At 66.1% G+C, this 26,636-nt stretch carries 21 protein-coding genes; 15 read left to right on the top strand and 6 right to left on the bottom strand.

The annotated features are described in order from the left end of the window. Window positions 1-278 precede the first annotated feature (278 nt). The 4 genes from EIP75_RS03920 (at window position 279) to EIP75_RS03905 (ending at window position 2,153) form a co-directional block, all read left to right on the top strand. On the top strand, window positions 279-731 hold the full coding sequence (locus EIP75_RS03920; protein ID WP_125241918.1) for a DoxX-like family protein: 453 nt from the start codon (window positions 279-281) through the stop codon (window positions 729-731). Between the two features lie 48 nt (window positions 732-779). Beyond that, window positions 780-1,073 carry a hypothetical protein gene (locus tag EIP75_RS03915; RefSeq protein WP_125241917.1) on the top strand — a complete coding sequence of 98 codons (294 nt, stop codon included), beginning with the start codon at window positions 780-782 and terminating at the stop codon, window positions 1,071-1,073. A 404-nt stretch (window positions 1,074-1,477) separates the two neighbouring features. Beyond that, window positions 1,478-1,828 (top strand): DUF2185 domain-containing protein, encoded by a 351-nt coding sequence (locus EIP75_RS03910; protein WP_125241916.1) that lies wholly within the window; start codon window positions 1,478-1,480, stop codon window positions 1,826-1,828. After that, window positions 1,818-2,153 carry a hypothetical protein gene (locus EIP75_RS03905; RefSeq protein WP_125241915.1) on the top strand — a complete coding sequence of 112 codons (336 nt, stop codon included), beginning with the start codon at window positions 1,818-1,820 and terminating at the stop codon, window positions 2,151-2,153. The genes EIP75_RS03910 and EIP75_RS03905 overlap by 11 nt, the downstream gene beginning before the upstream one ends. A gap of 168 nt (window positions 2,154-2,321) precedes the next feature. On the opposite strand, the gene EIP75_RS03900 is transcribed toward EIP75_RS03905, so the two are convergent. After that, window positions 2,322-5,177: a YncE family protein gene (locus EIP75_RS03900; RefSeq protein WP_199758481.1), complete on the bottom strand. Its 2,856-nt coding sequence runs from the start codon at window positions 5,175-5,177 to the stop codon at window positions 2,322-2,324. Window positions 5,178-5,449: 272 nt separating this feature from the next. Between EIP75_RS03900 and EIP75_RS03895 the strand changes: the two genes are divergently transcribed. From EIP75_RS03895 to pdeM, 4 genes are read left to right on the top strand one after another with little or no spacing between them, the layout of a single operon-like run. After that, entirely contained in the window at window positions 5,450-6,526 is a 1,077-nt protein-coding gene (locus tag EIP75_RS03895) for a ligase-associated DNA damage response exonuclease (protein WP_125241914.1), read from the top strand. Next, window positions 6,523-8,175: an ATP-dependent DNA ligase gene (locus tag EIP75_RS03890; protein WP_125241913.1), complete on the top strand. Its 1,653-nt coding sequence runs from the start codon at window positions 6,523-6,525 to the stop codon at window positions 8,173-8,175. Before EIP75_RS03895 ends, EIP75_RS03890 begins: the two co-directional genes overlap by 4 nt. Then, entirely contained in the window at window positions 8,172-10,883 is a 2,712-nt protein-coding gene (locus EIP75_RS03885) for a ligase-associated DNA damage response DEXH box helicase (protein ID WP_125241912.1), read from the top strand. Before EIP75_RS03890 ends, EIP75_RS03885 begins: the two co-directional genes overlap by 4 nt. Beyond that, complete coding sequence (gene pdeM, locus EIP75_RS03880) at window positions 10,880-11,575, top strand: ligase-associated DNA damage response endonuclease PdeM (RefSeq protein WP_125241911.1); 696 nt, start codon at window positions 10,880-10,882, stop codon at window positions 11,573-11,575. The genes EIP75_RS03885 and pdeM overlap by 4 nt, the downstream gene beginning before the upstream one ends. On the opposite strand, the gene EIP75_RS03875 is transcribed toward pdeM, so the two are convergent. From EIP75_RS03875 to EIP75_RS03855, 5 genes are all read right to left on the bottom strand, one after another. After that, entirely contained in the window at window positions 11,550-12,974 is a 1,425-nt protein-coding gene (locus EIP75_RS03875) for a TolC family outer membrane protein (protein WP_125241910.1), read from the bottom strand. The two genes, pdeM and EIP75_RS03875, sit on opposite strands and share 26 nt — an antisense overlap. A 71-nt stretch (window positions 12,975-13,045) precedes the next feature. Beyond that, on the bottom strand, window positions 13,046-13,699 hold the full coding sequence (locus tag EIP75_RS03870) for a protein-L-isoaspartate O-methyltransferase family protein (RefSeq protein WP_125241909.1): 654 nt from the start codon (window positions 13,697-13,699) through the stop codon (window positions 13,046-13,048). Between the two features lie 67 nt (window positions 13,700-13,766). Further along, window positions 13,767-16,979 carry an efflux RND transporter permease subunit gene (locus EIP75_RS03865; RefSeq protein ID WP_125241908.1) on the bottom strand — a complete coding sequence of 1,071 codons (3,213 nt, stop codon included), beginning with the start codon at window positions 16,977-16,979 and terminating at the stop codon, window positions 13,767-13,769. Window positions 16,980-16,985: 6 nt separating this feature from the next. Further along, window positions 16,986-18,137 carry an efflux RND transporter periplasmic adaptor subunit gene (locus EIP75_RS03860; RefSeq protein ID WP_125241907.1) on the bottom strand — a complete coding sequence of 384 codons (1,152 nt, stop codon included), beginning with the start codon at window positions 18,135-18,137 and terminating at the stop codon, window positions 16,986-16,988. Beyond that, window positions 18,134-18,811 (bottom strand): TetR/AcrR family transcriptional regulator, encoded by a 678-nt coding sequence (locus tag EIP75_RS03855; RefSeq protein ID WP_125241906.1) that lies wholly within the window; start codon window positions 18,809-18,811, stop codon window positions 18,134-18,136. Before EIP75_RS03855 ends, EIP75_RS03860 begins: the two co-directional genes overlap by 4 nt. 108 nt (window positions 18,812-18,919) lie before the next feature. Between EIP75_RS03855 and EIP75_RS03850 the strand changes: the two genes are divergently transcribed. From EIP75_RS03850 to EIP75_RS03820, 7 genes are all read left to right on the top strand, one after another. Continuing rightward, on the top strand, window positions 18,920-19,369 hold the full coding sequence (locus EIP75_RS03850) for an acyl-CoA thioesterase (RefSeq protein ID WP_125241905.1): 450 nt from the start codon (window positions 18,920-18,922) through the stop codon (window positions 19,367-19,369). A gap of 7 nt (window positions 19,370-19,376) precedes the next feature. Further along, entirely contained in the window at window positions 19,377-20,108 is a 732-nt protein-coding gene (locus tag EIP75_RS03845; RefSeq protein WP_125241904.1) for a nitroreductase, read from the top strand. A 111-nt stretch (window positions 20,109-20,219) separates the two neighbouring features. Further along, a complete protein-coding gene (locus tag EIP75_RS03840; protein ID WP_125241903.1) occupies window positions 20,220-21,851 on the top strand; it encodes a 3-(methylthio)propionyl-CoA ligase in 1,632 nt (543 codons plus the stop codon). Window positions 21,852-22,086: 235 nt separating this feature from the next. After that, the gene (locus EIP75_RS03835) at window positions 22,087-23,322 is read left to right on the top strand and encodes a branched-chain amino acid ABC transporter substrate-binding protein (protein WP_125241902.1); all 1,236 of its coding nucleotides are present in this window, start codon (window positions 22,087-22,089) and stop codon (window positions 23,320-23,322) included. Window positions 23,323-23,483: 161 nt separating this feature from the next. Continuing rightward, on the top strand, window positions 23,484-24,509 hold the full coding sequence (locus EIP75_RS03830) for a branched-chain amino acid ABC transporter permease (RefSeq protein WP_125241901.1): 1,026 nt from the start codon (window positions 23,484-23,486) through the stop codon (window positions 24,507-24,509). 7 nt (window positions 24,510-24,516) lie between these two features. Then, the gene (locus tag EIP75_RS03825; protein WP_125241900.1) at window positions 24,517-25,812 is read left to right on the top strand and encodes a branched-chain amino acid ABC transporter permease; all 1,296 of its coding nucleotides are present in this window, start codon (window positions 24,517-24,519) and stop codon (window positions 25,810-25,812) included. A gap of 25 nt (window positions 25,813-25,837) precedes the next feature. Further along, window positions 25,838-26,635 carry an ABC transporter ATP-binding protein gene (locus EIP75_RS03820; RefSeq protein WP_125241899.1) on the top strand — a complete coding sequence of 266 codons (798 nt, stop codon included), beginning with the start codon at window positions 25,838-25,840 and terminating at the stop codon, window positions 26,633-26,635. The last annotated feature ends 1 nt before the right edge of the window (window position 26,636 follow it).

The raw sequence follows: 26,636 nt of genomic DNA, 5'->3' as shown, positions 1-26,636 counted from the left end.
GCTCCGGCGCCGGTTAACCTGCTTGGCAAACCTTCAAGGTGGAATCACTTGATAGAGTCCGGGCACTTACTGTGAATGAAAGGTTGTTCGCCTTTGGACTATTCGAACAATGGGACGCGTCAGGGCCAGAAGGGCATAAAGCCCTCATGGCAAAGGTGCATGCCAATGCCTAGCAGTTTTATCGGCTTGAATCCACGAGCCCTACTGGGCGTTCCAGCGTAAGCTGGCCCGTTCCTTCATTCTCAGCGCTCACCGCTCTCAGATATGGCCGCGCAAATATGCACTCCATCCCGCCTTCACAAATTGCGCTCGGGCGCATTCGTCTGCTCTGCAACCTCGCCGTTGCCGGAATCTGGCTATACCAAGGCCTTGTTCCAAAGCTTCTTGGTCCGCATCCAGATGAGTTGGCAATGTCCGGTTCCTTCGGCATCGCTTCTGCCCTTCAGGTTCCTGTCTCGTATGCAGCTGGCGTTGGCGAGTTGCTCTTGGGCATTTGCCTACTGCTTGTTCGGCATCGTGTTTGGCCCCAGTTTGTCTCTGCCGTTGCGACCGCAGCGCTGTTGGGCTTTGTCGCCATCTACAGTCCAATCTATCTCATCGGGGCGTTCAACCCGGTGGTCATGAACTCTGCGTCCATTGCGTTGTCTATCGTGGCAATACTTGCAATTCGGGCCGAGGTGGACATGTCGGCAGCCCCTGCTTTTAAGCACAAGTCTGACGGCGCCACCTAGATCAAAATGTCAGGCCATTATGCTCAAAGACTCAGACGGGGGCCACAATTGAAAGTCATTCGCCTGATCGCTGTGGTTGTCGCCTTGAGTTGTTCATCAGTCTTTGCTGTCCGTGACCCCGGCGCGTCGATGGAAGAGCTGAAAATGCGGCGCGCGGAGGTGCAACGCAAGATTGAATTCAATCATCAGCGACTCAAGCAGCCTGATCCTTCATCGAGCACGAAGCAGCGGCTGAAGGAAGAGCAGAAGCATCTTCTGCAGCAAAGTGCCGAGCTTCAGCGCGCGATCAAGCTATCGGAGATGGTGCAGCGCAATGAGAGCGTCATGTATGCGAACGAGTAATGCGAACGCTCAGGCATTTCGTGGACGCCAACTCCGTTGTTGCTGCTGCCATTGATAGCGCTTTCCTGCGCGGTGGCCGGTACCAAGCTGGATGCATGGCGCAAGAGCTGGCCTGGTAGACGTGGTCACCAGTCGAAGAATGGCGCGGTCTTCAAGTCGCGGTATGAAACCATCCTGACTGACGCTCACACTCAGCGTGATCAGGACAAGTGGGGAGATCGAGGTAGCCATCAAAGTGCGTGATTGAAGGATCTTCTGGCTCGCCGTCAGCGCGAACAGAAGCGCGTGGTGCTCATCAAGTTCGTTATGCCCCTCTCGTCGCCTGGGTCCACTGCCACAATGAGGTCAAGAACGGCCTCCTTGTCCAGACCCGAGCATTCCTCCCCTTCAGATACTGTCGCCCCATGAACAAGAAAATCCACATCCCCGCTGACCAGATCAAGCCGCTCGCGACAGACCTGGGCACCTGCATCGCCACGGCCAAGATCACCCTGGATGGCCTGCCTGTGCGTTTCATGTACCGTGAGGATCCGATCGGCCAAGCAGACAGCGGCTGGCGCTTCCTGTCGGGCCTAGAGAGCGATGCCTACATGGAGAACGCCAACAACCAGGGTGCGTACGACATCAACCTCATCGCCAACTGCGATCCCTCGATCATCCCCTTCCTCGCGGCCCCCATCGGCGCCGCTTTTGAAAAGACGGAAGAGGGCGGTGATTTCCAGGAGGCGGGTGACTGGGAGCCCGATGAAGACTGAGCTTGCAGGCGCGGTGCTGGCCTGCGCCGCAGGGGGCGTCTTCGCATCCCATGAACCGTACGAGCTTGACTGGCCCGTCAAGCAGCAGGCGCTGACCTACCAATCGTGCGGCTGCGCCGATGACTGCTGGGTGGCCGAGTTGTCTGACCGGCAAAGCCGCATTTTCCGTGGCCGCCTGAGGTGCGATTGCAGCACCTTGTTCTTCTACAAGCCATCGCCCAACCCGCAAAGCCGTGTGCTGGGCAGTTGCGCACCGGTCAACGCGGCGCAGAGCAAACCCGCCGCCATCGCCGAAAAACTCATGCAGTTGCTGCCCGCGGATTGACCGCTCACGCCAGGGTGTCGCTCATGGCCCCCCGGGAGTTGTCCACGAATCCTGTGGACAAGTTTGTGTGCAAGCCAAGCACAAGCGGCCTTCCCCCAGGGAAAGCCGCTTGTTTGCCCATAAAACAGGCAGGTGACACTGCCATGAGCCTTTCGGCCCATGCGCTGGTCAGCTGTTGTACGCGATGCGTTTGCCCGAGCCGGGCGGCGTGCAGGTGTAGGTCACCTCCTGGCCGGCCGTGCTGCCCAGGGCGCGCAGCGCCGCATCGGTTCGGCGGCTGCCGTCACCGGCCACGAAGCTGCTGCTGGCCACCTCGTAAACGTAGCCGCGGCGCACGCCACCTTCGACCACCTGCGCCACCAGATCGCATTCCGTCACTGCACCGCCCAACTCCTTCGACACAAAGGGCGTGCGGGCGCGCTGGATAAGCAGGTTCACGCGCGCTGCGGCCGCTGCCGCGTTGGCCGGTGACAGAGTGACCTGCTGGCCCACGATGGGTGCCAGATCACTGTCCATGGCGTGCATGAAGTCGGACACATCGCGGCGCATGCCGTTGGGGTTGATCAGTGGGAAGCCCGAGTTCAGGGTGGGCGTGAACACGCGCACCGTGAAGAAGTGCGCCAGGGTGTCGGAGGTGCCGTCGTGCACGAAGCCGTAGCCACGCACTTGATCGCCCAGGTGCCCTGTTCCGATGGCGCTGGAGAAAGGGATGGCGGGCGAGCCGAAGCGGCCGATCTTGGTGTACATGTTGCGCAGTTGCGGGACCTTCACGATCTGCGAGATGCCCTCGAAACTCTGGTCGCCACCGGTGCCGTACATGCCCTTGGCCGGATCGACCGTGTGGCAGCCGTTGCAGTTCTGGTTCGGCGTGATCGATTCGCCATTGATGATGATCTTGAAGCCATCGGAAGGGCGGTCACCGAAGTAGAAATCCGAGCCGCGCTTCTGTGCCGTGGTCAGCGAGTTGTCCAGGTTGCGGATCGGGTTGGGCGGCATCATCACCGCGAGCTGGAAGTCGGCAAAGGTCTGCATCTCCGCTTCGGTCATGTCGCGCGTGTTCCCCAACAGGCCAGAGAACGCCACGGCGAAGTTCTTGAACGACAGGGTGGCGTCCTTGGCCGAGGTGCCGAACACACCGGTGGCTCGGTCACCGCGCCAGTGCATGGCGCCGGAGTTGACCATGCCCCGCAGGGTCTGCGTCACCATCGGGCCCTTCATGGGGTGGAAATCCTTTGGGTCGTCGCTGCCGTTGATCTTGTTCTGCACGCCAAAGATCACCTTGGCCACGTTGAACTGGATCTTGTCGACGAACTTGCCAGGGATGGGGCTCTTGGTGACCACGCCGTCCGGATCGCCCAGGTCCCAGGCCAGGTCGTCCGCATCGCCGAAGGTGTGGCACGAGGCGCACGATGCCTCGCCATTGGCCGACGAGCGCACGGCGTCATACAGGAAGGGCCGGCCGTTGACGATGTGGGAGGGCTCGGGGTTGTTGAGCATGGCCTTGGCCACTTCGGTGCGGCTGCTCAGGTTGATCACCTTGATCGCGTTGTCGAAGCGGGTCATCACGTACAGGCGGTTGCGGGCTTCATCGAGCACCAGGCCGCTGGGGCCGCCGCCGCTGACGGTGATGTAGTGGCTGCTGGCCGATCGCGGGTTGAAGGTGTCGGCCTCGATCTCGGAGGTAGCGAACACGCCGATGCGGCTGGAGCCGAAGGCGGCCACATAGAGTGTGCGGCCGTCGCGGCTCACCGTCATGTCCAGCGGTGTGGCCAGGCTGTGGTCCTTTGCGCTGTAGTCGAAGCCGGCCTGCCCGGCCAGCTTGCTGTAGTCGATGTGCTTGTTGAGGTGGCGCGGCGATACCTGACCATTGGCGATCACCGTCACGCGGGACAAGGCCAGCTTGCCTTGCAGGGTCTTGCCGGTGTAGTGGCCCGGTCCTTCGAAGCGCACCATGTTGTTGGCTTCCGTATTGGACACATACACAGCGCCGGAGACAGGGTTCACGGCCATGTTGAAGAGCACCGTCCCTACGTGCGGGAAGGCCACCTTCTCGGTGAGCTTGTTGGCATCTACCGCGAACACGTCCTTGTCTGGCAGGGTGAAGTCGACGCCGTTGTTCCAGTTGCGGCCCAGCTCATCTTCCCAGCGCTTCTTGTCGCGGTTGTACTTGACCAGCAGGCCGGTCTTGGGCGCGGGCTTGCCTTCGGCATTGGTCTCGGGGCCCAGGCGGCCGCCGGGCATGATTTTGCTCTTAATGATGCAGGGCACGTTGACTTTGAAGCCATCGCACACCAGCTCTTCGTTGATGGACGAGGTCTGGTTGCCCGATTTGAACGCGGCCACATAGACGGTGTTGCGGTCGGGGCTGACGGCCAGCGCTCGCGGCGTGTCGGCGAAGAAGCTCATGATGCGCAGCGGCACACCGCCCAGGGCGCTGCCCAGCGAGGCGGGGTTGAACACCCACACGTCGGCTCGGCCGATGCCTTCGGTGGTGAGGCCCGGGTCGCCGGCGCCAGGCACGCCCGTGATCGATGGATCGGTGAGGTGCTGGCCGCGGTGCGCGGTGGTGACGAAGGCGCGTGTGGGGGATCCGGCGAAGACGATGTCGCGCGGCTCATCGCCCACCAGCAGGGTGCGCACCACGCGGGGCGCGCCATCCAGGCTGACCACGCTCACGCTGTCGGACAGGTGGTTGACCACCCAGATCTCGGTGTCGGTGCGCGCGGCCACGGCCACCGGCTCCAGGCCCACGGGCACGCGGGCGAACAGTTGCAGGCCGGTGGGCGTGATGTTGAAGATGTCCAGCGTGTTGTTCGGTGTGTTGACGGCGAACAGGCGCGTGCCATCGGGCGATGCCGCGATGGGCCGCACGTGACCGCTTTCGAACGCGATGAAGTTGGGCGAGGCGGCGTGGGCGGCCGGCACGGTGGCGCTCAGCGCGAGCAGGGTGGCGACGACGGTACCAGACACCAGGCGCAACGCAGCAGCCCAGCCCGTGGCACGACGGGGGATGTTGGAAATCATGGCGGGTCTCCTCGGACCTTGTTTTGGGGAACGGACGCCATTCAATGTAAAGAAGTGTTCAGCTTTCGATAAGGCGGGAAGTTCCGACACACCACAGGCGCGAGCGCTCATCCCCCGCGTTTCGAGGGCCGGGTAACCATTGAATGTCCGTTTAATGAGGTTCGGGTGATCCCGGGGCCTTGCAGGGCGCTGCTATGGAGCCCTGGCGCCGCGCGGGCCCTTGCGCGCGGGCGAGGGCGCGTTGCAGGGCCCCGCGCTAGCATGGTCCGCATATGCCTGCCCTGGATCTCGTCGTTGCGCGGCCTGAAGGCCTGTACTGCCCGGCCGGCGACTTCTACATCGACCCCTGGCGGCCCGTGGACCGGGCCGTGATCACGCACGGCCATTCCGACCATGCCCGGGTGGGCCATGGCCACTACCTGGCCCACCGTGACAGCGGCGGCGTGCTGCGCGCTCGCCTGGGCGAGGTCAATCTTCAATTGCTGGATTACGGCGAGGCCATCGTTCACCAGGGCGTGCGCGTGTCGCTGCACCCCGCAGGGCATGTGCTGGGGTCGGCCCAGGTGCGTCTGGAGCACGGTGGGCAGGTGTGGGTGGCCTCGGGCGACTACAAGCTGCAGGACGACGGCACCTGCCCGCCGTTCGAGCCGGTGCGCTGCGACACCTTCATCACCGAATCCACCTTCGGGCTGCCCATCTACCGCTGGCCCACGCAGGCCGAGCTGGTGGCCGAGATCGATGCCTGGTGGGCGGCCAATGCGGCGCAGGGGCGCTGCTCGGTGCTGTTCTGCTATGCCTTCGGCAAGGCGCAGCGCGTGCTGCATGGGGTGGACCCGGCGATCGGGCCGATCGTGGTGCATGGCGCCGTGGAGCCCTTGAACGAAGCCTACCGGGCCGCGGGCGTGGCCCTGCCGCCCACGCGGCGTGTGGGCGAGGGCGCGCCGGGGCCCGCCTTGACCGCGCAGGATCTGAGCCGCGCCCTGGTGCTGGCGCCACCCTCCGCCCAGGGCACGCCTTGGATGCGGCGTTTCGGGGCCTATGCCGATGCTTTTGCCAGCGGCTGGATGCAGGTGCGAGGCACGCGGCGGCGGCGCGGTGTGGACCGGGGTTTCGTGATGTCCGACCACGCCGACTGGCCGGGGCTGCAGGAGGCGGTGGGGGCCACCGGCGCCCAGCGCGTGATCGTGACGCATGGCAACGTGCCCGTGATGGTGCGCTGGCTGTGCGAGCAGGGGCTGGATGCACAGAGTTTCCACACCGAGTACGGTGACGAGGATGTGGGCGATGTGGCACCCGCCGCGCCGGTGGCCGCCAGCGATCTGGCTGTTGATGAAGGGCCCACAGCATGAGGGCCTTCGCCGCCCTGTACCGCGCCCTGGACGCGACCACCTCCAGCCTGGGCAAGCAGGCGGCGCTGCAGGCTTACCTGGGCCAGGCTTCGGCGCGCGATGCGGCCTGGGCCGTGTACTTCCTGGCGGGCGGCAAGCCGCGCCAGATCGTGCCCGTCAAGCTGCTGCGCGAACTGGCCCAGCAGGCCGCGGGGTTGCCCGAGTGGCTGTTCATCGAATGCTATGAATCGGTGGGCGATCTGGCCGAGACCATCTCGCTGCTGCTGCCCCCGCCCGATGCGCCGGCCGACCTGGGCCTGGCCACGTGGATCGAAGAGCACCTGCTGCCGATGCGTGGCCAGCCACCACAGGCTCAAGCCGAGGCGCTGCAGTCGCAGTGGCGCATGCTGGAGGCGCAGGACCGGCTGGTGTACTTCAAGCTGATCACCGGGGCGTTCCGCGTGGGCGTGTCGCGCCTGCAGGTCACGCAGGCCCTGGCCGTGCATGCGGGCCTGGATGCCAAGCGCGTGGCCCAGCGCCTGATGGGCTACACCCACATCGGGGCGCGCCCGGGCGTGGCCGATTTCGAGGCCCTGGTGGCACCCGAATCCGACAGCGAGCAGCGGCGTGCCACCAGTGGCCAGCCTTATCCCTTCTTCCTGGCCCATCCGTACAACGAGCCGGTGCTTGCCATGGATGCATCCCTGGGCCCCGTGGACCAATGGCAGGTGGAATGGAAGTGGGATGGCATCCGCGCCCAGGTGGTGCGCCGTGCTGGCCAGGCCTGGCTGTGGTCGCGCGGCGAAGAGCTGGTGAGCGACCGTTTCCCCGAGCTGATGGCCATGGCCCAGGCCCTGCCCGATGGCACCGTGGTGGACGGCGAGATCGTGGTGTGGCGCGACGGCCGCGTGCAGCCCTTTGCCGAACTGCAGAAGCGCATCGGCCGCAAGACGCTCTCGGCCAGGCTGCTCAAGGACCTGCCCGTGGTGGTGCTGGCCTACGACCTGCTGGAATGGCAGGGCCAGGACCTGCGCACCCAGCCCCTGGCCGCGCGCCGGGCCCTGCTGGATGAACTGCTGGCCCAGGCCAACCACCCGCAGTTGCTCGACAGCCCACGCCTGCACGGCCAGGATTGGGCCGACCTGGCCCGCCAGCGCGAAGCCGCGCGCAGCCTGGGCGTGGAAGGCATGATGCTCAAGGCCCGTGATTCGCGCTATGGCGTGGGCCGCACCAAGGAGTCGGGCGTGTGGTGGAAGTGGAAGATCGATCCACTGTCCATCGACGCCGTGCTGATCTATGCGCAGCGCGGCCATGGCCGCCGAGCCAGTCTCTACAGCGACTACACCTTTGCCGTGTGGGATGCCGAGCCGGGCGCGCCTGACCGCAAGCTGGTGCCCTTTGCCAAGGCGTATTCAGGGTTGACAGACGCCGAGATGGCCCGCGTGGACGCCATCATCCGCAAGACCACGGTGGAGAGCTTCGGCCCCGTGCGCAGCGTCAAGCCCACGCTGGTGTTCGAGCTGGGCTTCGAAGGCATCTCGCGCAGCAGCCGGCACAAGAGCGGCATCGCGGTGCGCTTTCCGCGCATGCTGCGCTGGCGCGAAGACAAGCCCGTGGACGAGGCCGATTCGCTGGACAGCCTTCAGGCCCTGCTGCCTGCCACGCCATGAGTGGTTCGCGCTTGGTAGCCTCGCGCCTGAAGGGCTGGTTCGAGCAACGTGGCTGGCAGCCGTTCAAGTTCCAGCGCGAGGTGTGGCGCGCCGTGGCCGATGGGCGCTCGGGCCTGCTGCACGCCACCACGGGCGCGGGCAAGACCTATGCCGTGTGGCTGGGCGCCTTGCAGGCCTTGATGAAGACACGCCCGGCGCCCAAGGCCCCGACACCCGGCCGCAAGGCCAGTGCGCCGGTGGCCGAGCCTTTGACCGTTCTGTGGATCACACCGATGCGCGCGCTGGCGGCGGACACCGAGCGCGCCCTGCGCCAGCCGCTCGAGGTGCTGCTGGCCGATGGCGGCCTGCGCCACTGGACGCTGGGCGCCCGCACGGGGGACACCTCGTCCAGCGAGCGCCAGGCGCAGTCGCGGCGCCTACCCACGGCCCTGGTGACCACGCCAGAAAGCCTGTCGCTGCTGCTGGCCCGCGCCGATGCCCGGGAAACACTGGGCAAGGTCAGGATGGTGGTGGTGGACGAGTGGCATGAACTGATGGGCAACAAGCGCGGCGTGCAGGTGCAGTTGGCGCTGGCGCGATTGCGTGGCTGGAGCCCGGGCCTGTGCGTGTGGGGCATGTCGGCCACGCTGGGTAACCTGGATGAGGCCATGCACACCTTGCTGGGCTCGGCGCCCGGCCTGCTGGTGCAGGGCCAGCAGCCCAAGCAACTGACGATTGACACCTTGCTGCCCGCCCAGGCCGAGCGCTTTCCGTGGGCCGGCCACCTGGGCCTGCGCATGCTGCCGCAGGTGGTGGCTGAGCTGGACACCAGTGCCAGTTCGCTGGTGTTCACCAATACGCGATCGCAATCCGAGGTCTGGTACCAGGCCTTGCTGGAGGCGCGCCCCGATTGGGCCGGGTTGATCGCGTTGCACCACGGCTCGCTGGACCACAGCGTGCGCGACTGGGTGGAGCAGGGCCTCAAGGCCGGCCAGCTCAAGGCGGTGGTCTGCACGTCCAGCCTGGACCTGGGCGTGGATTTCCTGCCTGTGGAGCGTGTGCTGCAGATCGGCTCACCCAAGGGCGTGGCCCGGCTGCTGCAGCGTGCCGGCCGTTCGGGCCACGCACCGGGCAGGCCTTCGCGCGTCACCCTCGTGCCCACGCACAGCATGGAACTGGTGGAGGCGGCGGCCGTGCGTGCGGCCGTGCAGCAGGGACAGATCGAGGCACGCCACACGCCACATCGCCCTTTGGATGTGCTGGTGCAGCACCTGGTGACGGTGGCCCTGGGCGGTGGCTTCGAGCCCCAGGCCTTGTACGGCGAGGTGCGCAGCACCGCGGCATTTGCCGATCTGTCACCAGAGCAATGGCAGTGGTGCCTGGATTTCGTGAAGCAGGGTGGCGCCTCGCTGGCGGCTTATCCCGACTACCACCGCGTCGTGCCCGATGAGCATGGCCTGTGGCGCGTGCCCGATGCGCGTCTGGCCCGGCGCCACCGCGCCAACATCGGCACCATCGTGAGCGATGCCAGCATGGTGGTGCAGTTCTGGAGCGGCGGTGGAGGGGCAGGCGGGGCCCGGCTGGGCACCGTGGAAGAAAGCTTCATCGCGCGCATGAGGCCCGGCGACAGCTTCCTGTTCGCTGGCCGCCTGCTGGAGTTGGTGCGCGTGCACCAGATGACCGCCTACGTGCGCCGCGCCACGGGCCCGCGCGCCGCGGTGCCCCGCTGGAACGGCGGCCGCATGCCCTTGTCCACCACGCTGGCCGATGCCATGGTGCAGCAGCTTGCCCTGGCCGATGCCGACCGGTACGAAGGCCCCGAGATGCTGCGGGCCAAGCCCCTGCTGGATCTGCAGCACCAGTGGTCGGCCCTGCCTACGCCCGACACCCTGCTGGCCGAAACCCTGAAATCGCGCGAAGGCTGGCACCTGTTTCTGTACCCCTTTGCCGGCCGCCATGTGCACCTGGGCCTGGCCAGCCTCCTGGCCTGGCGCGCCGCCAGCCACCGGGCCGGTACCTTCTCGATCGCAGTCACCGATTACGGACTGGAGCTGCTCAGCGCCACGGAGGTCGATTGGGCGCAAGGGCTGCCTGGCTGGCTGGGCGGTGAGCCCGGGGCCGACGGCATCGATCCCGCGCAAGAGCGAAGCCTGCTGCTGCGCGAAGTGATGGCCAGCCTCAATGCCAGTGAACTGGCGCGCAGGCGCTTTCGCGAGATCGCGCGGGTATCGGGCCTGATCTTCCAATCCCATCCAGGTGAGAAGCGCAGCAACAAACAGCTGCAGGCCTCGTCGTCCCTGTTCTACGAGGTGTTCCGCCAGCACGACCCGGCCAACCTGCTGCTGCGCCAGGCTGAAGAAGAACTGCTCAGCCAGGAGCTGGACATCGAGCGCCTGGCAACCAGCCTGCAGCGCATGCGGGCACAGCGCCTGGTGTGGCGCGCTCTGAAGCGCCCGACACCGTTTGCGTTTCCCTTGATGGTCGAACGCTTTCGCGAGCAACTGTCCAACGAATCGCTGGCCGACCGCATCGCACGCATGGTGGGGCAACTGGAGCGCGCTGCGGGCGCTGGTACAGGCCCCGCCGATGGCGATGACGAAGCCTGGCAACAGCGGGTGACTTTCGCGCAGGACGCGGGTGGGGCGGGTTCGAATGCCACCCGGGCGCCGCGTGCAGGCCGAAGGCCGCGGACGCGTGCTCAACGCACGGTTCCTGGAGGCCGCGCATGAGCGCTGCGTCGCTCACCTGGGCAGGCGAGCCCGTGCACCTGCTGGCCGATCGGGCCCTGTGGTGGCCCGGCGGCCAGGCCCTGTTTGTGGCCGATGTGCACCTGGGCAAGGCCGCCGCCTACCGGGCGCTGGGCCAGCCCGTGCCCGCCGGCACCACCGACGACAACCTGGCCCGGCTTGATGCACTGCTGACCGCGCACCCGGTGCGTGATCTGGTGTTCCTGGGTGATCTGCTGCATGCGCCGCAGGGCGTCACGCCCGCCTTGCTGCAGCGCCTGCGCACCTGGCGCGATGCCCATGCCGAGGTGGCGATGACGCTGGTGCGCGGCAATCATGACCTGCGCGCCGGGGATCCTCCGCCCGAAATGGGCATCACGGTGGTGGACGAGCCCCATGGCATGGGGCCTTTCGCAGCCTGCCACCATCAGCAGCGTGTCCCTGGCTGCTTCGTGCTGGCCGGGCACCTGCACCCAGCCGTGGCGCTCAACGGCCCCGCCCGCGACCGATTGCGCCTGCCGTGCTTCTGTGTGGACGCGGGACCCGAGCCCGGTGAGGGCCTGGCCGTGCTGCCTGCCTTCGGTGCCTTCACAGGCACCTGGCAGGTGACCCCGGCGCCCGGCCGGCAGGTCTATGCCGTGGGCGGCGGGGCCGTGTGGCCGGTGCCGATCAGCGAGCGATCAGCAGGCGGTTGAGGCTTTCCAGGTCCTCGGGCTTGAGCGAGCCGCTGGCCTGGCGCAGCTTCATCGTGGCCACGATCACGTCGTAGCGGGCCTTGTACAGGTCCTTCTGCGTGCTGGCCAGGGCGGTTTGCGCATCCAGCACGTCCTTGTTCACGCGCACACCCACGCGGTAGCCCAGTTGCGTGGCCTCCAGGGCCAGCTTGGCCGAGCTTTCGGCAGCTTCCAGGGCCTTGACCTGCGCCTGGCCCGATTGCACGCCAAAGAAGGCCTGGCGCGTGGCCAGGGTCACGCTGCGCTTGGCGTTGTCCAGGTCACGTTCGCTTTTTTCTTCGAGCGAAAGGGTCTCACGGATCCGGTTCTGGGTGGCAAAGCCGGCAAACACCGGCACGTTCACTTCCACGCCGATGGACGAGTTGGTGCCGTCGCCGGCCCTGACGGTGGCCGGGCCGTTGCCGTCGATGTCCGTCCTGCTGACCGACGCCACCAGATCAGCGGTGGGCAGGTGGCCGGCCTTGGCCCGGGTGGTTTCCAGCTTGGCGTATTCCAGGCCCACCTGCGCCTTGCGGATGGTGCTGGAGTTGGGCGTCAGGCTCACCCATTCTTCGGACGTGGCGGGTTGCAGCGGGGGCAGCACCACTGGCGTCATCAAGCCCTGGGGCTGCACATTGCTGCGGCCCACCAGCTGATCCAGCGTGATGCTCTTGATCTGCACGTCGTTCTCGGCGGCGATCTCCTGGGCAGTGGCCAGGTCGTGGCGGGCCTGGGCTTCGCGCGTGTCGGTGATGGTGGCGTTGCCCACTTCGAAGTTGCGCTTGGCCGAGGCCAGTTGCTCGGCCAGGGCGGCCTTGTTGGCCTGTGCGGTGGACAGCACGTCCTTGGCGGCCAGCACGTCGAAGTAAGCCTGGGTCAGGCGCACCAGCAGGTCGTCTTCCGCCGTTTTGAGATCCGCCTCGGCGGCGATCAGCGATTGATCGGCCTGGTCGATGATGGCCGACAGTTCTGCATTGAACAGCGACTGGCGGGCTTGCAGGGCCAGGCTCTTGGTGGTGATCGAGTAGTTGCTGGAGCTCGAGCCCCCCTGGGCGGCCAGGGCAGCCCGCTGGGCAGGGGTGAGGTCCAGCCCCGATTCAAAATGCTGGCGGTAGACCGTGCCCTTCAGACCCACCTGCGGCAGTCGCTGGCCGCGTGCCTGGGCGGCCTTGAACTCGACGGAATCGGCCTGGGCCTTGGCGGCCAGGTAGGCGGCGTCATAGCCCCGTGCCGCCTGGTAGAGATCCACCAGGCTTTGCGCTTGGGCGCCCGCTGCCATGCCGGCCAGCATCAGGGCGACCGCGAGAGGGGCGCGGGCAAAGGCTCCCCGGGAGCGCTGCAAGGCGTTCGGGCGGGAGGGGCGGGGTGCGCGGATCGGCATGGAGGGTCCTTCTGGGGTGCGACTGAAAACTGCAGAGAGGCATCAAGGCCGGCGCCAGGCCGGCCGGAAGATCAGAACGTGAAGGGGCGGTCCGGGGCCATGCCATCCAGCGGGGGGGCGATGGTGTCGAACAGTTCTTCGTGGGTGACTTGGCCTTGCTCGCTCTTGGTGTAGAGCACGGCCTGCATCACCGGCTCGCGGCCGACGATGGCCAGCAGGCGGCCACCGGGCTTGAGCTGGTCGAACAAGGCTTGCGGCACAGCGGTGACCGAGCCCGTCAGCAGGATGGCGGCATAGGGGCCCTGGGCTGCAAAACCCCGGCTGCCGTCGCCTTCGACGATCTCGGCGTTGTTGATCTGGGCGTGGCGCAGGTTGTTGCGGGCCAGCGACACCAGCTCGGTCTTGTTCTCCAATGCGATCACGCGCTGGGCCTTGTGGGCCAGCAAAGCGGTCACGTAGCCAGAGCCCGCGCCGATCTGCAGCACGTTGTCGCGCTTGCCCAGGTTCAGGTCCTGCACCAGGCGGGCCTCGACCTTGGGGTTGAGCATGGACTGGCCTGCCGGCAGCGGCACTTCCAGGTCCATGAAGGCCAGCGCCTGGTGGGCGGGCGGCACGAAATCCTCGCGGTGCACGGCGGACAGCAAGGCCAGGATCGATGAGTCCAGAACGTCCCAGGGACGGATCTGTTGTTCGATCATGTTGAAGCGGGCTTGTTCGACGTTCATGCGCAAAATCCTAGGAGTCAAAGCGTCTGGGGACGGGCGGCCGACAAAAAATGGCCAGACCACGATTTTAAGAAGGGTGCGAACCTCGATCGGCTGAAATTGTGGGGTTAGGCACGCTTTCTGAACTCCAACGGCGTTTGATCCACTGCGACAAACGGTCGGTGTAACCGTAAATCACTGGGACAACCACCAGGGTCAACACCGAGGAGGCGATCACCCCCCCGATCACGGCCTGCCCCATCGGGGCCCGTTGCTCCGACCCTTCTGACAGGCCAAAGGCCAGCGGCACCATGCCGAAAATCATCGCCAGCGTGGTCATCAGGATGGGGCGCAGGCGCACCTTGGCTGCCAGCAGCAGGGCTTCGCGGCGGGGCAGGGGGGCCTGGGGCTGCCCATCCTCGCCGACCATGCCTTCGCGGGCGCGGTTGGCAAAATCCACCAGCAAGATGGCGTTCTTGGTGACCAGGCCCATCAGCATGATGATGCCGATGACCGAGAACATGCTGATCGACGAACCGAACGTCAGCAGGGCCAGCACCACACCGATCAGCGTGAGCGGCAGCGAGCTCATCAGCGCCAACGGCTGCGAGAAGCTGCGGAACTGCGAGGCCAGGATCATGTAGATGAAGATCACGGCCAGGGCCAGCGCCGACAGCGCATAGCCGAAGGCCTCGACCATGTCCTTGGTGGCGCCGCCGAAACGGCTGCGGTAGCCGGGCGGCAGCGGGTGCTCTTTCAACACGCGCTGGATGTCGGCCGACACCTCGCCCACCGAGCGGCCGGTCACGTTGGCGGTGAACTCGACCTCGCGGTTCAGATCACGCCGGTTGATCTGCGTGGGGCCCACGCCTTCGGTGATGCGCGCCACCTGCGACAGGCGCAGCACCCGCGGCCCGGCATCGGTGCCTTGCCCGCTCTGAGCACCTGGCCCGATCACCAGGCGCGTGTCGGCCAGGTTGGCCGCGTCCTGCCGCGCAGAGGGCGTCAAGGACACGCGGATGTCGTAGTTCTCGTCATCGTCGGCGCGCCAGCTGCCCGCCACGCGGCCACTGACCATCACGTCCAGCGCGCGGCTGATGGACGACACGCTCAAGCCCCGGTCTGCCGCGGCATCGCGGTCCACCACCACGTTCAGAGTCGGCTTGCTGGGCTTGAGGCTGGTGTCCAGGTCCACCAGCCCGGGGATCTGCTGCAGGCGCTGCATCAGGTCCTGGCTCAGGCGGTCCAGGGTGGCCAGGTCGGTGCCCTGGATGGACAGCTGGATGGGCTTGAGCCCTGCCACGGAATCGAGCACGCCCACCTGTGTCACGGTGATGCCCGGGATCCGGCCCAGCGCCTGGCGCATCGGGGCGGACAGTTGGTCCACATTGCGCGTGCGCTCGCGCCTGTCCTTCAGTCGCACGTAGATGGACACCTGGTTGCGCCCAAGCGCAAAGCCCGTGTTGATGGTGGCCAGGGTGTAGCGCACCTCGGGCATGGCGCGGATCACCTGGTCGACCTGGCGCGTGCGCGCTTCGGTAGCTTCGATCGCCGTGCCTGGCGGCGTATAGAAGCTGACGTACGTCTCGGAGAAATCGGCGCGAGGCACGAACTCGGTGCCCAGCAGCGGCATCAGCACCATGCTGAGCACCAGGCTGCCGCCCGCCACCAGCAAGGTGATGGCGGGGCGGTCCAGCGACCAGGCCAGCAGGGACTGGTAGCCGGCCGACAGCGATTCGGTGCGGCGATCGAACCAGCCCGTGAGGCGGCCGATGCTGCGGTCGTACCAGGTGCGTGCGCCTTCCCGGCCGGCCTGCAGGGCCGGGTCGTGCCAGATGCTGGACAGCATCGGATCGAGCGTGAAGCTCACGAACATCGAGATGCCCACGGCGGCCACGATGGTCAGCCCGAACTCGTGGAAGAACTTGCCGATGATGCCGCCCATGAAGCCGATGGGCAGGAACACCGCGATGATCGACAGCGTGGTGGCCAGCACGGCCAGGCCGATCTCGCGCGTGCCGTCCAGCGAGGCCTGCAGCGGGCTCTTGCCCATCTGTACGTGCCGCACGATGTTCTCGCGCACCACGATGGCATCGTCGATCAAGAGGCCCACGCTCAGGCTCAAGGCCATCAGCGTGAGCATGTTGATCGAGAACCCGAAGGCGTACATGAAGAAGAAGGTGCCGATGATGGAGATCGGCAGCGTGAGCCCCGTGATCACCGTGGAACGCCACGAGTTCAGGAACAGGAAGACGATGCCCACGGTGAGCAGGGCGCCTTCGATCAGCGTCTGCCGCACGGTGCTCACGGCCACCTCGATGGGGCGGCTGTTGTCGCGCACGATGCGCAACTCGGTGCCGGGCGGCAGCTCGGCCTGCACCTCGGCCACGGCCTGCTTGATGCCGCGCACCACGTCGATGGTGTTCTCGCCCTGGGCCTTGAGCACCTCCAGCGCCAGGGCTCGGCGGCCATCGATCAGGGCCAGGCTCTCCAGCTCTTGCGGGCCGTCGACGATGTCGGCCACCTGGCCCAGGCGGATGGGCTGGCCACCGCGCGTGGCGATGATCAGCCGCTCGAAATCGGCCACTCGGCGCAGGCGCGCGTCGATCTGCACCACCCGATCCTGGTCGCGTGTGCGCACGCTGCCGGCGGGCTGGTCCTGGTTCTCCTGCGCCACGGCCGAGAGCACCTGCTCAGGGCCGATGCCCAGGGCCTCCATGGCCTGGGGCCGCAGGTAGACATTGATCTCGCGCTTGGTGGCGCCCACCAGGTTGACGGTGCCCACGCCGCGCACGTTCTCCAGGCGCTTGCGCAGCACCTGGTCGGCGTAGGTGGACAGGGTGACGGTGGGCACCTTGCCATCGGGCGAACTGAGCGCCAGCGACAGGATGGGCCGGTTGGCCGGGTCGAAGCGCTGCACGCGCGGCTCTTCCACCTCGTCGCGCAGCAGCGGCCGCAGGATGGCGATCTTCTCGCGCACATCGTCGGCGGCGCGGCGGCTGTCCACATCCAGGTTGAACTGCACAATCACCACGGCCGTGCCTTCGTAGGATCGTGAATAGATCTGGTTGATGCCCGCGATGGTGTTGACGGCCTCCTCGACCTTGCGCGTCACCTCCGATTCGACGATGGCCGGCGCTGCGCCGGGGTAGTCCATCTGCACGGCGATGGTCGGGAACTCGATGTCGGGGAACTGGTCGACCTTAAGCCGCTGGTACGAGAACAGGCCCAGCACCACCAGGGCCGCCATCATCATGGTGGCCAGCACGGGGTTGCCGATGGACAGGCGGGTGAACCACATGGCGGATCAGGGGCCAGCGGCCGGTGCGGAGGCAGGGGTGTCCACCACGGTGCCGGGCCGCAGCAGCCCGATGGTGTCGCGCAGCACGCGCTCGCCTGGCTGCACGCCCTGGGCAATGGCCACCATGGGTGTGGCCTCGCCTTCGATGCGCCCGCCAGTGCCCAACGTCACCGGCAGGTGCTCGATGCGCGTGCCACGCAAGGCCTGCACGAAGGGGCCGGTGGCCCCGGCACGTACCGCAGCGCGCGGAAGCACCACGGCCTCGGCCTGCGACAGGTCCAGCTGCCCCTGGGCGAACAGGCCCTGGCGCAGGGCAGGGTGGGGCGCCACCGACAGGTACACCATCACCGCCCGCGTACCTGCCGTGGCGCTGGGGTTGATGCGTGCCACACGCACGGCCAGTTGCTGCGGCAGGCCATCGACGGCCAGCCAGCCCGTGGTGCCTACGCGCACCTGGGCCACGTCTTCAGGCTTGAGCGCGGCTTCCAGTTCCATCCGCGACAGGTCCACGATCTCGACGATGCGTGCATCGGGCGCCAGGCGCTCACCGGTCTGCGCGAACTGTTGCGACACCAGACCATTGATCGGGCTACTCAACTGCGTGTCGCCCAGGGCCTTGGCGGCCACCCTGGCCGCGGCCTGCGCGGCCTGCAGCGTGGCCTTGGCGGCGGCCTCGTTGGACACGGCCGTGTCCAGCGCGTTCTTCGAAATGAAGCCCTGGGCCACCAGGGCCTGGTTGTTGTCCAGCGTCTGCCTGGCGATCTGCCATTGCGCCTGGGCCGAGGCCGTCTGCTGGCGGGCCTGCTCCAGCCGGCTCTGGGAGTCTTCCGCGTCGATGCGCGCGATCAGCTGGCCGCGCTGCACCCGATCGCCTTCGCGCACCGACAGCCCCTGCAACTCACCGCTCACGCGGGCCTTGATGACCACGCTGTCCACGGCGCGCAGGCTGCCCGAGATGTCGATGGTGCGCCACAGCGGCAGGCGCCGGGCTTCGACCAGATCGCCCGCGCCCAGGCGCAAGGTGCCCTGGCTGCTGGCAGCGCCCGTCTGCGTGATCTGCGCCCGCTCGGCCTGGCGGGCCAGGATGGCCCGCGTGATGCCGCCGGCCAGGGCCAGCAAGGCCACGCCACCCACCGCCCAGCGTTGCCAGCGCTTCATGCGTGGCCTCGGGGCACTTCCAGGCCGTGCAGCAGCAGTTCCATCTGTGTCTTCATGAAGGTCTCCGCATCCAGCGGGAAAGGGTGGTCGGGCAAACTGCCCACGCAATAGGGGTAGAGCATCAGGAACTGCGCCGATGCCATCAATGATTGAACAACGGCGGTCACGTCGAAGGCCCGGAACTCGCCACGGGCCACGCCGCGCTCCACCGCGCGGCCCAGCAGTTGGTGCGTGGGCACGATCACTTCGTCCAGATAGAACTGCGCCAGCTCCGGCATGTTGCCCACATCGGCCACCACCAGCTTGAAGATGCCCGAGGCCTTGGACGCGCCGATACGGCTCCACCAGGTGTGCATCAGCGTGTGCAGCAACTCGGACGTGGGGCCTTCGAAACGGTCCACGATGTCGCTGCCCTCGGTCAGCACCGTGACGACGGAATTGCGCACCACGGCCTTGAACAGCTCGTCCTTGCTGGGGTAGTACAGGTACAGCGTGCCCTTGGACACCCCCGCCTGCCGGGCCACATCGTCCATGCGCGTGGCGGCCAGCCCCTTGCTGACGAACTGCGCGAGCGCGGCGTCCAGCAGTTCCTGCGGGCGCTCGGCCTTGCGGCGCTGGCGTGCGGGGGGCGTGGCGGCGGCGTCGCCCAGGGGCGGTGCCGGGGTCTTGGGCATGGGAGGGGACTGCTTGGTTAATGACTGGTCAGTCAGTAATGGTAGACATGTCCTGCCGTGCAGGTCAAGCCGCATCAGCCCGGGTCAGATGCCCAATAATCGCCATCCATGAGCAAGCCCACGCCCACCACCCGCGCCGAATACGCCCATCTCAGCACCATCACCACCCGCTGGATGGACAACGACATCTACGGCCATGTCAACAACGTCACCTACTACAGCTACTTCGACACGGCGGTAAACCGCTACCTGATCGAGGCTGGCGTGCTGGACATCCACGCCGGCAGCGTGATCGGTCTGGTCATCGAGACGCACTGCAACTACTTCGCCGCGCTGGCCTTCCCGAAAGACGTGCAGGCCGGCATCCGCGTGGCCCATGTCGGCCGCAGCAGCGTGCGCTACGAGATCGGCCTGTTCGAGGCCGGCCAGGAGGCCGCCGCCGCGGTGGGCCACTTCGTGCACGTGTACGTGGACCGCGAGACGCGCCGCCCCGTGGCCCAGCTGCCGGATGATTTCGCCGCCGCGCTCAAGCGCCTGACCCTGCCTGCTGCGGAGTGATCGCGCCATGAGCAACGCCTCGCAGCCACGCCAGGACTCCCCACTCACGGCCGAGCACACTGCGGCCGTGGACCACGCCATCACCTCGCGCCGTTCCATCCGCCGCTTTCTGCCCACGGAAGTGCCGCGCAGCGTGATCGAAGACATCCTGCGCGTGGCCGCGCGCGCGCCCTCGGGCACCAACACCCAGCCCTGGAAGGTGCACGTGCTCACCGGGCAGTCGCGTCAGACCCTGGTCGATCGCGTCACCGCGGCGTATGAGGCCGAAGGGAACGCCCACCGACACCAGGAGCAGTACGCCTACTACCCCTCGCAATGGGTGCCGCCCTACATCGACCGCCGCCGCAAGGTGGGCTGGGACCTGTACGGCCTGCTGGGCCTGGAGCGCGGCGACAAGGCCGGCATGCACGCCCAGCACCGCCGCAACTACGCCTTCTTCGATGCGCCCGTGGGCCTGATCTTCACCATCGACAAGATCATGGGGCAGGGCAGCTGGCTCGATTACGGCATGTTCCTGCAGAGCGTGATGGTGGCGGCGCGCGGCCGCGGCCTGGACACCTGCCCGCAGGCCGCCTGGAACCAGTTCCATGCCGTGATCGCCGAGGTGCTGGGCCTGGACGAGGGCTCCGAGATGGTCGTGGTGGGGATGGCGCTAGGCTATGCCGCCCCCGACGCGATCGAGAACACCCTGCTGACCGAACGCGAGAGCGTCGCCAGCTTCACGCAGTTTTTGGGGTAAACCCGGATCAGTCAGATCTGATTAATCAGACTACAGTGCCCGATCCGACTACGTCGATTGTCCGATTCACACCCCTGCGTTTCTTCGCTGTCCGTTTCCGGAGGTAGTTCCATGAGCCTGATGGGCCAAATGATGCACATGCCCTTGACGATCTCGTCGCTGTTGACGCACGCCTCGCGTCACAACGGGGATGTCGAGATCGTCTCCAAGCGTGTCGAAGGCGACATGCACCGCACCACCTGGACCGAGGTGGATGTGCGCGCGCGCAAGCTGGCCCAAGCCCTGGCGCGCCTGGGCCTGCAGGCCGGTGACCGTGTCGGCACCCTGGCCTGGAACGGCTACCGCCACGTCGAGATCTATTACGGCGTCTCGGGCTCCGAGCTGGTGTGCCACACCATCAACCCGCGCCTGTTCCCGCAGCAGGTGGCCTGGATCATCAACGACGCCGAGGACAAGGTCCTGTTCGTTGACCTGAACATCTTCCCCCTGGTCGACAAGCTGGCCGCCATGCTGCCCACCGTCAAGCACGTGGTCGTCATGACCTCGCGCGAGCACATGCCCAAGGAATCGGCGATCCCGAACCTGCTGTGCTACGAAGAGCTGCTGGCCGCCGAGGACGGCAACTACCAGTGGCCCGACTTCGACGAGAACACCGCCGCCAGCCTTTGCTACACCTCGGGCACGACAGGCAACCCCAAGGGCGCGCTGTACTCGCACCGCTCCACCGTGCTGCACGCCTACGCCGCCGCCTTGCCCGACGCCATGAATGTGGCCTCCAAGGACACCGTGCTGCCCGTGGTGCCCATGTTCCACGTCAACGCCTGGGGCCTGCCCTACACCGCCGCCCTGATCGGCTGCAAGCTGGTGCTGCCGGGCCACCACCTCGATGGCGCCTCGCTGTTCGACCTGTTCGAGACCGAGAAGGTCACCTTCAGCGCCGGCGTGCCCACGATCTGGCTGGGCCTGATCAACCACGTCAAGTCCAACAACCTGAAGTTCAGCACCTTCAAGAGCACCGTCATTGGTGGCGCGGCCTGCCCGCCGGCCATGATCAAGACCTTGCAGGATGACTTCGGTGTCGAGGTGATCCACGCCTGGGGCATGACCGAGATGTCGCCGCTGGGCACGCTCAGCCGCCTCAAGGCCAAGCACGCTGACCTGCCCAAGGACGCCAAGCAGCGCATCCTCGAGAAGCAGGGCAAAGGCATCTACGGCGTCGACATGCGCATCGTCGATCAGGACGGCAAGGAACTGCCCTGGGATGGCAAGGCCTCCGGGGATCTGGAAGTGCGCGGCCACTGGATCATCAGCAGCTACTTCAAGATGGACAAGTCGCCGCTGCACGATGGCTGGTTCCCCACGGGCGACGTGGCCACCATCGATGCCGACGGCTACATGCAGATCACCGACCGCAGCAAGGACGTGATCAAGTCCGGCGGCGAATGGATCAGCTCCATCGACCTGGAGAACGTGGCCATGGGCCACCCCGCCGTGCACGAGGCCGCCGCCATCGCCGCGCATCACCCCAAGTGGGACGAGCGCCCGCTGCTGGTCGTGGTCAAGAAGCCGGGCGCCGAGGTGACCGCCGCCGAGATCCTGGCCTTCTACGACGGCAAGATCCCCAAGTGGCAACTGCCGGACGACGTGGCGTTCGTGGACGAGATCCCGCACACCGCCACGGGCAAGATCTACAAGCTCAAGCTGCGTGAGCAGTTCAAGGACCACAAGCTGCCTACAGCTTGATCCTCGGTGAAGAAAAAGGCGCTGAAAAGCGCCTTTTTTGCGCATCAAGCCTGAACAGGCAATGATTTCTCAGGACAGCTTTCGCTGCTTTCCGGACGTCGTCGTGACTGCACCGCAGACCGTTGCATTTTTGATGTAATGAAAACCCGGAAACGCGGGTCTTCCCGAGGTGACCCCCTCCAAACGGGGGGATAAATTGCCGGGGTCACGGATCATTTTTGACGAGGAGAACTAGATGCGCTTTCCCCACCGTACCCTGGCCGTTCTGATTGCCGCTTCGCTCACTTCTGCTGCTGCTTTTGCCCAGAAGGGCGAGACGGTCAAGGTGGCCTGGATCGATCCGCTCTCGGGTCTGATGGCCAGCATCGGCCAGAACCAGCTCAAGAGCTACCAGTTCGTGGCCGAGAAGCTCAACGCCAGCAACCCTGCCGGCGTGAAGTTCGAGATCATCAGCATCGACAACAAGCTGAGCCCCGCTGAGTCGCTCAACGCGCTCAAGTCCGCTGCCGACCAAGGCGTGCGCTACGTGGTGCAAGGCCTGGGCTCTGGCGCCGCGCTGGCGCTGGTCGATGGCATCAACAAGCACAACGAGCGCAACCCCGGCAAGGAACTCGTGTTCCTGAACTACGCCGCGGTGGATCCTGACCTGACCAACAGCAAGTGCAGCTACTGGCACTTCCGCTACGACGCCGACACGTCGATGAAGATGGAGGCCCTGACCACCTTCATCAAGGAGCAGGCCGACGTCAAGAAGGTCTACCTGATCAATCAGAACTACGCCCACGGCCACCAGGTCGCCAAGTACGCCAAGGCCGGCCTGGCCCGCAAGCGCCCGGATGTCCAGGTGGTCGGCGATGACCTGCACCCCCTGGCCCAGGTGCGTGACTTCGCGCCCTACGTGGCCAAGATCAAGGCCTCCGGCGCCGACACCGTGATCACCGGCAACTGGGGCTCCGACCTGGCCCTGCTGGTCAAGGCCGCGAACGATGCGGGCCTGACCGCCAAGTTCTACACCTACTACGGCAACTTCGGTGGCACCCCCACCGCCCTGGGCAAGGCTGCTGACGGCCGCGTGTACCAGGTCGGCTACGGCCACTACAACATGGGCGGCGTGTACGGCCAGTTGCTGACCGACTTCAAGAAGCGCTTCAACGACGACTTCTACTCGGCCGCCGTGTACTCGGTGATGGTCTCGCTGTCCGACGCGATGGCCAAGGCCAAGTCGACCGACCCCGTCAAGGTGGCCGCTGCGCTGGAAGGCCTGAAGTTCAAGACCTTCAACGGCGACGTCGAAATGCGCAAGGGTGATCACCAGCTGCAGCAGCCGCTGTTCATCACCAAGTGGCAACCGGTCGATGCCAAGAACGCTTACGACGTCGAGAAGACAGGCATGACCTTCGGCCTGGTCAAGGCCTACGACGCTTATGTGTCCAGCACGCCCTCTTCGTGCCAGATGAAGCGTCCTTCCTGATGCTCTGATGCTTCGATACCCCGGCGGTCCGTCCGCCGGGGCTTGAAGACCGCTCCCAGTAGTCGATGCCCTGAAGCCTTGCGCGCAAGGCATCGCCCCGTTCGCGGCCACCGCAGCGGGGCCTCATTTTTTGCCGGCCAACGCCGTGCCGAGCCCGGGTCATGGAAACCTTTGTCGTCTTTTTTCTCAACGGCCTGAGCTACGGCCTGCTGTTGTTCATGCTGAGCGCGGGCCTCACGCTCATCTTCAGCATGATGGGGGTGCTCAATTTCGCGCACGCCAGTTTCTACATGCTGGGCGCCTATTTCGCCTACGCGCTCACGGGTTGGCTCGGCTTTGCCGCCGCCCTGGTGCTCGCGCCGCTGCTGGTCGGCGCGCTGGGCGCCGCGTTCGAGCGCTATAGTCTGCGCAAGGTGCACGCCTATGGCCATGTGCCAGAGCTCTTGATCACTTTCGGCCTGTCCTATGTGGTGTTCGAGCTGGTGCGCCTGGTCTGGGGCCCGTCCAACGTCGACTACCGCGTGCCCGAGGCCCTCAGCGGCCCGATGTTCACGCTGGTCAATGCGCATGCCCAGGGCCTGAGCATGGTGTGGGGCTCGGGTGATCCGGCCCTGTGTTCGGCTGCGTCCGGCAACAGCTGCAACCAGTTCCCCCTCTACCGCGGCTTCATGGCCATCGTGGCCCTGTTCATGCTCGGCTCGCTGTGGCTGCTGCTGACCAAGACCCGCATCGGCCTGGTCATCCAGGCGGCGCTCACCCATCCCGAGATGACCCAGTCCCTGGGCCACAACGTGCCCCGCGTGATGATGGGCGTGTTCGGCGGCGGTTGCGCCCTGGCCGGCCTGGCCGGTGTGATCGGCGGCAACGCCTTCGTCACCGAGCCCAACATGGCCGCCTCGGTGGGCGCCATCATCTTCGTGGTGGTGGTGGTCGGCGGCATGGGCTCGCTGGCCGGGGCCTTCGTGGCCTCGCTGCTGATCGGCCTCATGCAGACCTTCGCCGTGATCGTGGACGTGTCCGTCGTGACCGTGCTGCAGTCCATGGGCCACCCGCTCGATTTCGAGCACTGGGCCTATCCCATCCTGAAGATCACCATCTCGCAGATGGCCCCCATCCTGCCTTACCTGCTCCTTGTCCTGATGCTCATCCTGCGACCCAAGGGTCTGCTGGGCACCCGTGAGGAGTGATCGAACCATGTCCCAACAAGCTGTCTACCATTTCAAGCCGGTCAATTTGGGCCGGTGGATCGTCTGGACCCTGTTCGCACTGATCCTGTTCGTCGCGCCCAAGCTGTTCACCAGCAGCCTGTCGATGACCATGCTGTCCCAGATGGGCATCGGCATCATCGTCTGCCTGTCCTACAACATGCTGCTGGGGCAGGGCGGCATGCTCAGCTTCGGGCATGCGGTGTATTCCGGGCTGGGCTCGTTCGCGGCCATCCACGCGCTGAACCATGTGTCCGGGGGCGGCCTGAACATCCCCGTCAGCCTGATCCCCGTCGTGGGCGGCATCGGCGGCCTGATCGTCGCGGCCATCCTGGGCGCTGTCACCACCAAGAAGTCCGGCACCATCTTCGCAATGATCACGCTGGGCGTGGGTGAACTGGTGTACTCCATGTCGCTGATGCTGCCGGAGTTCTTCGGCGGTGAAGGCGGCATCTCGGGCAACCGTGTCGTGGGCGAGCCCTTCATGGGCATCACCTTCGGCCCGCAAACACAGGTGTACTACCTGATCGCGGTGTACTGCTTCATCTGCACCGTGCTGATGTACGCCTTCACGCGCACGCCGCTGGGCCGCATGCTCAACGCGGTTCGCGACAACCCCGAGCGCGTCGAGTTCATCGGCTACGACACGCAGCGCGTGCGCTTCTTGTCCTTCATGATCGCGGGCTTCTTCGCGGGTGTGGCCGGTGGCCTGTACACGCTGAACTTCGAAATCGTCACAGCTGAGGTGGTCAGCGCGCACCGCTCGGGCGCCTACCTGCTGTTCACCTTCCTGGGGGGCGCGCTGTTCTACTTCGGGCCGATCATCGGCGCGGTGCTGATGGTGTTCGCCACGGTGCTGCTGTCCGAGCTGACCAAGGCCTGGCTGCTCTACCTGGGCGTGATCTTCCTGGTGATGGTGATGTACGCGCCCGGTGGCGTGGCCAGCCTGATCATGATGAACGTGCGCGTGGCCGCCTACGGCATGCTGCGCCGCCTGTGGACTTCCTACCTGGCGCTGGCCGGCACGCTGGCCACCGCGCTGCTGGGCATCTCTGCCATGGTCGAGATGGTCTACCACATCAAGCTCAACGAGGCCCTGGGTCCGCAGATGAGCTTCCTGGGCGCCGAGCTCAACACCCGTGGCCTGGATGCCTGGCTGGGCGCTGTCCTGCTGGTGATCGTGGGCGTGGGCCTGTTCGAGCTGTCACGCCGCACCTTCGTGCAGCAATGGGGCCAGATCCAGGAAGAGATCGAAGCCGAGAACCGCCGTCGCGCGGCCCTGTGACCCAAGGACCACCAAGGCAGTTTCCATGAGCACCCCGACCTCATCCAATGGCTTCGCGCTCGAGTTGCGCGATGTCCGCAAATCGTTCGGCAAGACCGAGATCATCCGTGGCGCCAACCTGGCCGTGAAGGAGGGCGAGCGCGTCGCGCTGATCGGCCCCAACGGTGCCGGCAAGTCCACCCTGTTCAACCTGATCAGCGGGCGCCTGCCCATCACCAGCGGCGAGATCACGCTGCACGGCGAGCGCATCGATGGGCGCAAGCCCTATGAAGTGAACCGCCGCGGCCTGGCCCGCAGCTTCCAGGTGTCCAACCTGTTCCCGCGCCTGTCGGTGTACGAGAACATCCGCTGCGGCGTGCTGTGGTCCCAGGGCGCTGGCTACTCGTTCTGGCGCTTCCTGGGCGACATGAAAAAGGTCAACGACCGTACTGAAGAGATCCTGCACATGATCCGGCTGGACAAGCGACGCGACACCTCGGTGTCCTCGCTGACCTATGCCGAGCAGCGTGCGCTGGAGATCGGCGTGACCATCTCGGGCGGCGGCAACGTGGTGCTGCTCGACGAGCCCACCGCGGGCATGAGCAAGTCCGAGACGGCCCGCTTCGTGAACCTGATCCGCGAGGTCACCGTGGGCAAGACCCTGCTGACCGTGGAGCACGACATGGGCGTGGTGTTCGGCCTGGCCGACCGCATCGCAGTGCTGGTGTACGGCGAGGTGATCGCCTTCGACACGCCCGAGAACGTGCGCGCCAACGAGCGCGTGAAAGAAGCCTATCTGGGCTCGGTGCTGGCCGACCAGCAAGCCGCCGAAGCCGGAGTCTGAC

It is taken from the genome of Aquabacterium soli, assembly GCF_003933735.1.
In the GTDB taxonomy this organism is placed as follows: Bacteria; Pseudomonadota; Gammaproteobacteria; order Burkholderiales; family Burkholderiaceae_C; genus Aquabacterium; species Aquabacterium soli.
Note: the sequence above shows the minus strand (reverse complement) of the source record. Positions and strands in the feature narration are given on the sequence as shown.

Coding starts and splice junctions, on each gene's coding strand:
- EIP75_RS03920 (WP_125241918.1), top strand. CDS start 279: ATGCACTCCATCCCGCCTTCACAAATTGCGCTCGGGCGCATTCGTCTG.
- EIP75_RS03910 (WP_125241916.1), top strand. CDS start 1,478: ATGAACAAGAAAATCCACATCCCCGCTGACCAGATCAAGCCGCTCGCG.
- EIP75_RS03905 (WP_125241915.1), top strand. CDS start 1,818: ATGAAGACTGAGCTTGCAGGCGCGGTGCTGGCCTGCGCCGCAGGGGGC.
- EIP75_RS03900 (WP_199758481.1), bottom strand. CDS start 5,177: ATGATTTCCAACATCCCCCGTCGTGCCACGGGCTGGGCTGCTGCGTTG.
- EIP75_RS03895 (WP_125241914.1), top strand. CDS start 5,450: ATGCCTGCCCTGGATCTCGTCGTTGCGCGGCCTGAAGGCCTGTACTGC.
- EIP75_RS03890 (WP_125241913.1), top strand. CDS start 6,523: ATGAGGGCCTTCGCCGCCCTGTACCGCGCCCTGGACGCGACCACCTCC.
- EIP75_RS03885 (WP_125241912.1), top strand. CDS start 8,172: ATGAGTGGTTCGCGCTTGGTAGCCTCGCGCCTGAAGGGCTGGTTCGAG.
- pdeM (WP_125241911.1), top strand. CDS start 10,880: ATGAGCGCTGCGTCGCTCACCTGGGCAGGCGAGCCCGTGCACCTGCTG.
- EIP75_RS03875 (WP_125241910.1), bottom strand. CDS start 12,974: ATGCCGATCCGCGCACCCCGCCCCTCCCGCCCGAACGCCTTGCAGCGC.
- EIP75_RS03870 (WP_125241909.1), bottom strand. CDS start 13,699: ATGAACGTCGAACAAGCCCGCTTCAACATGATCGAACAACAGATCCGT.
- EIP75_RS03865 (WP_125241908.1), bottom strand. CDS start 16,979: ATGTGGTTCACCCGCCTGTCCATCGGCAACCCCGTGCTGGCCACCATG.
- EIP75_RS03860 (WP_125241907.1), bottom strand. CDS start 18,137: ATGAAGCGCTGGCAACGCTGGGCGGTGGGTGGCGTGGCCTTGCTGGCC.
- EIP75_RS03855 (WP_125241906.1), bottom strand. CDS start 18,811: ATGCCCAAGACCCCGGCACCGCCCCTGGGCGACGCCGCCGCCACGCCC.
- EIP75_RS03850 (WP_125241905.1), top strand. CDS start 18,920: ATGAGCAAGCCCACGCCCACCACCCGCGCCGAATACGCCCATCTCAGC.
- EIP75_RS03845 (WP_125241904.1), top strand. CDS start 19,377: ATGAGCAACGCCTCGCAGCCACGCCAGGACTCCCCACTCACGGCCGAG.
- EIP75_RS03840 (WP_125241903.1), top strand. CDS start 20,220: ATGAGCCTGATGGGCCAAATGATGCACATGCCCTTGACGATCTCGTCG.
- EIP75_RS03835 (WP_125241902.1), top strand. CDS start 22,087: ATGCGCTTTCCCCACCGTACCCTGGCCGTTCTGATTGCCGCTTCGCTC.
- EIP75_RS03830 (WP_125241901.1), top strand. CDS start 23,484: ATGGAAACCTTTGTCGTCTTTTTTCTCAACGGCCTGAGCTACGGCCTG.
- EIP75_RS03825 (WP_125241900.1), top strand. CDS start 24,517: ATGTCCCAACAAGCTGTCTACCATTTCAAGCCGGTCAATTTGGGCCGG.
- EIP75_RS03820 (WP_125241899.1), top strand. CDS start 25,838: ATGAGCACCCCGACCTCATCCAATGGCTTCGCGCTCGAGTTGCGCGAT.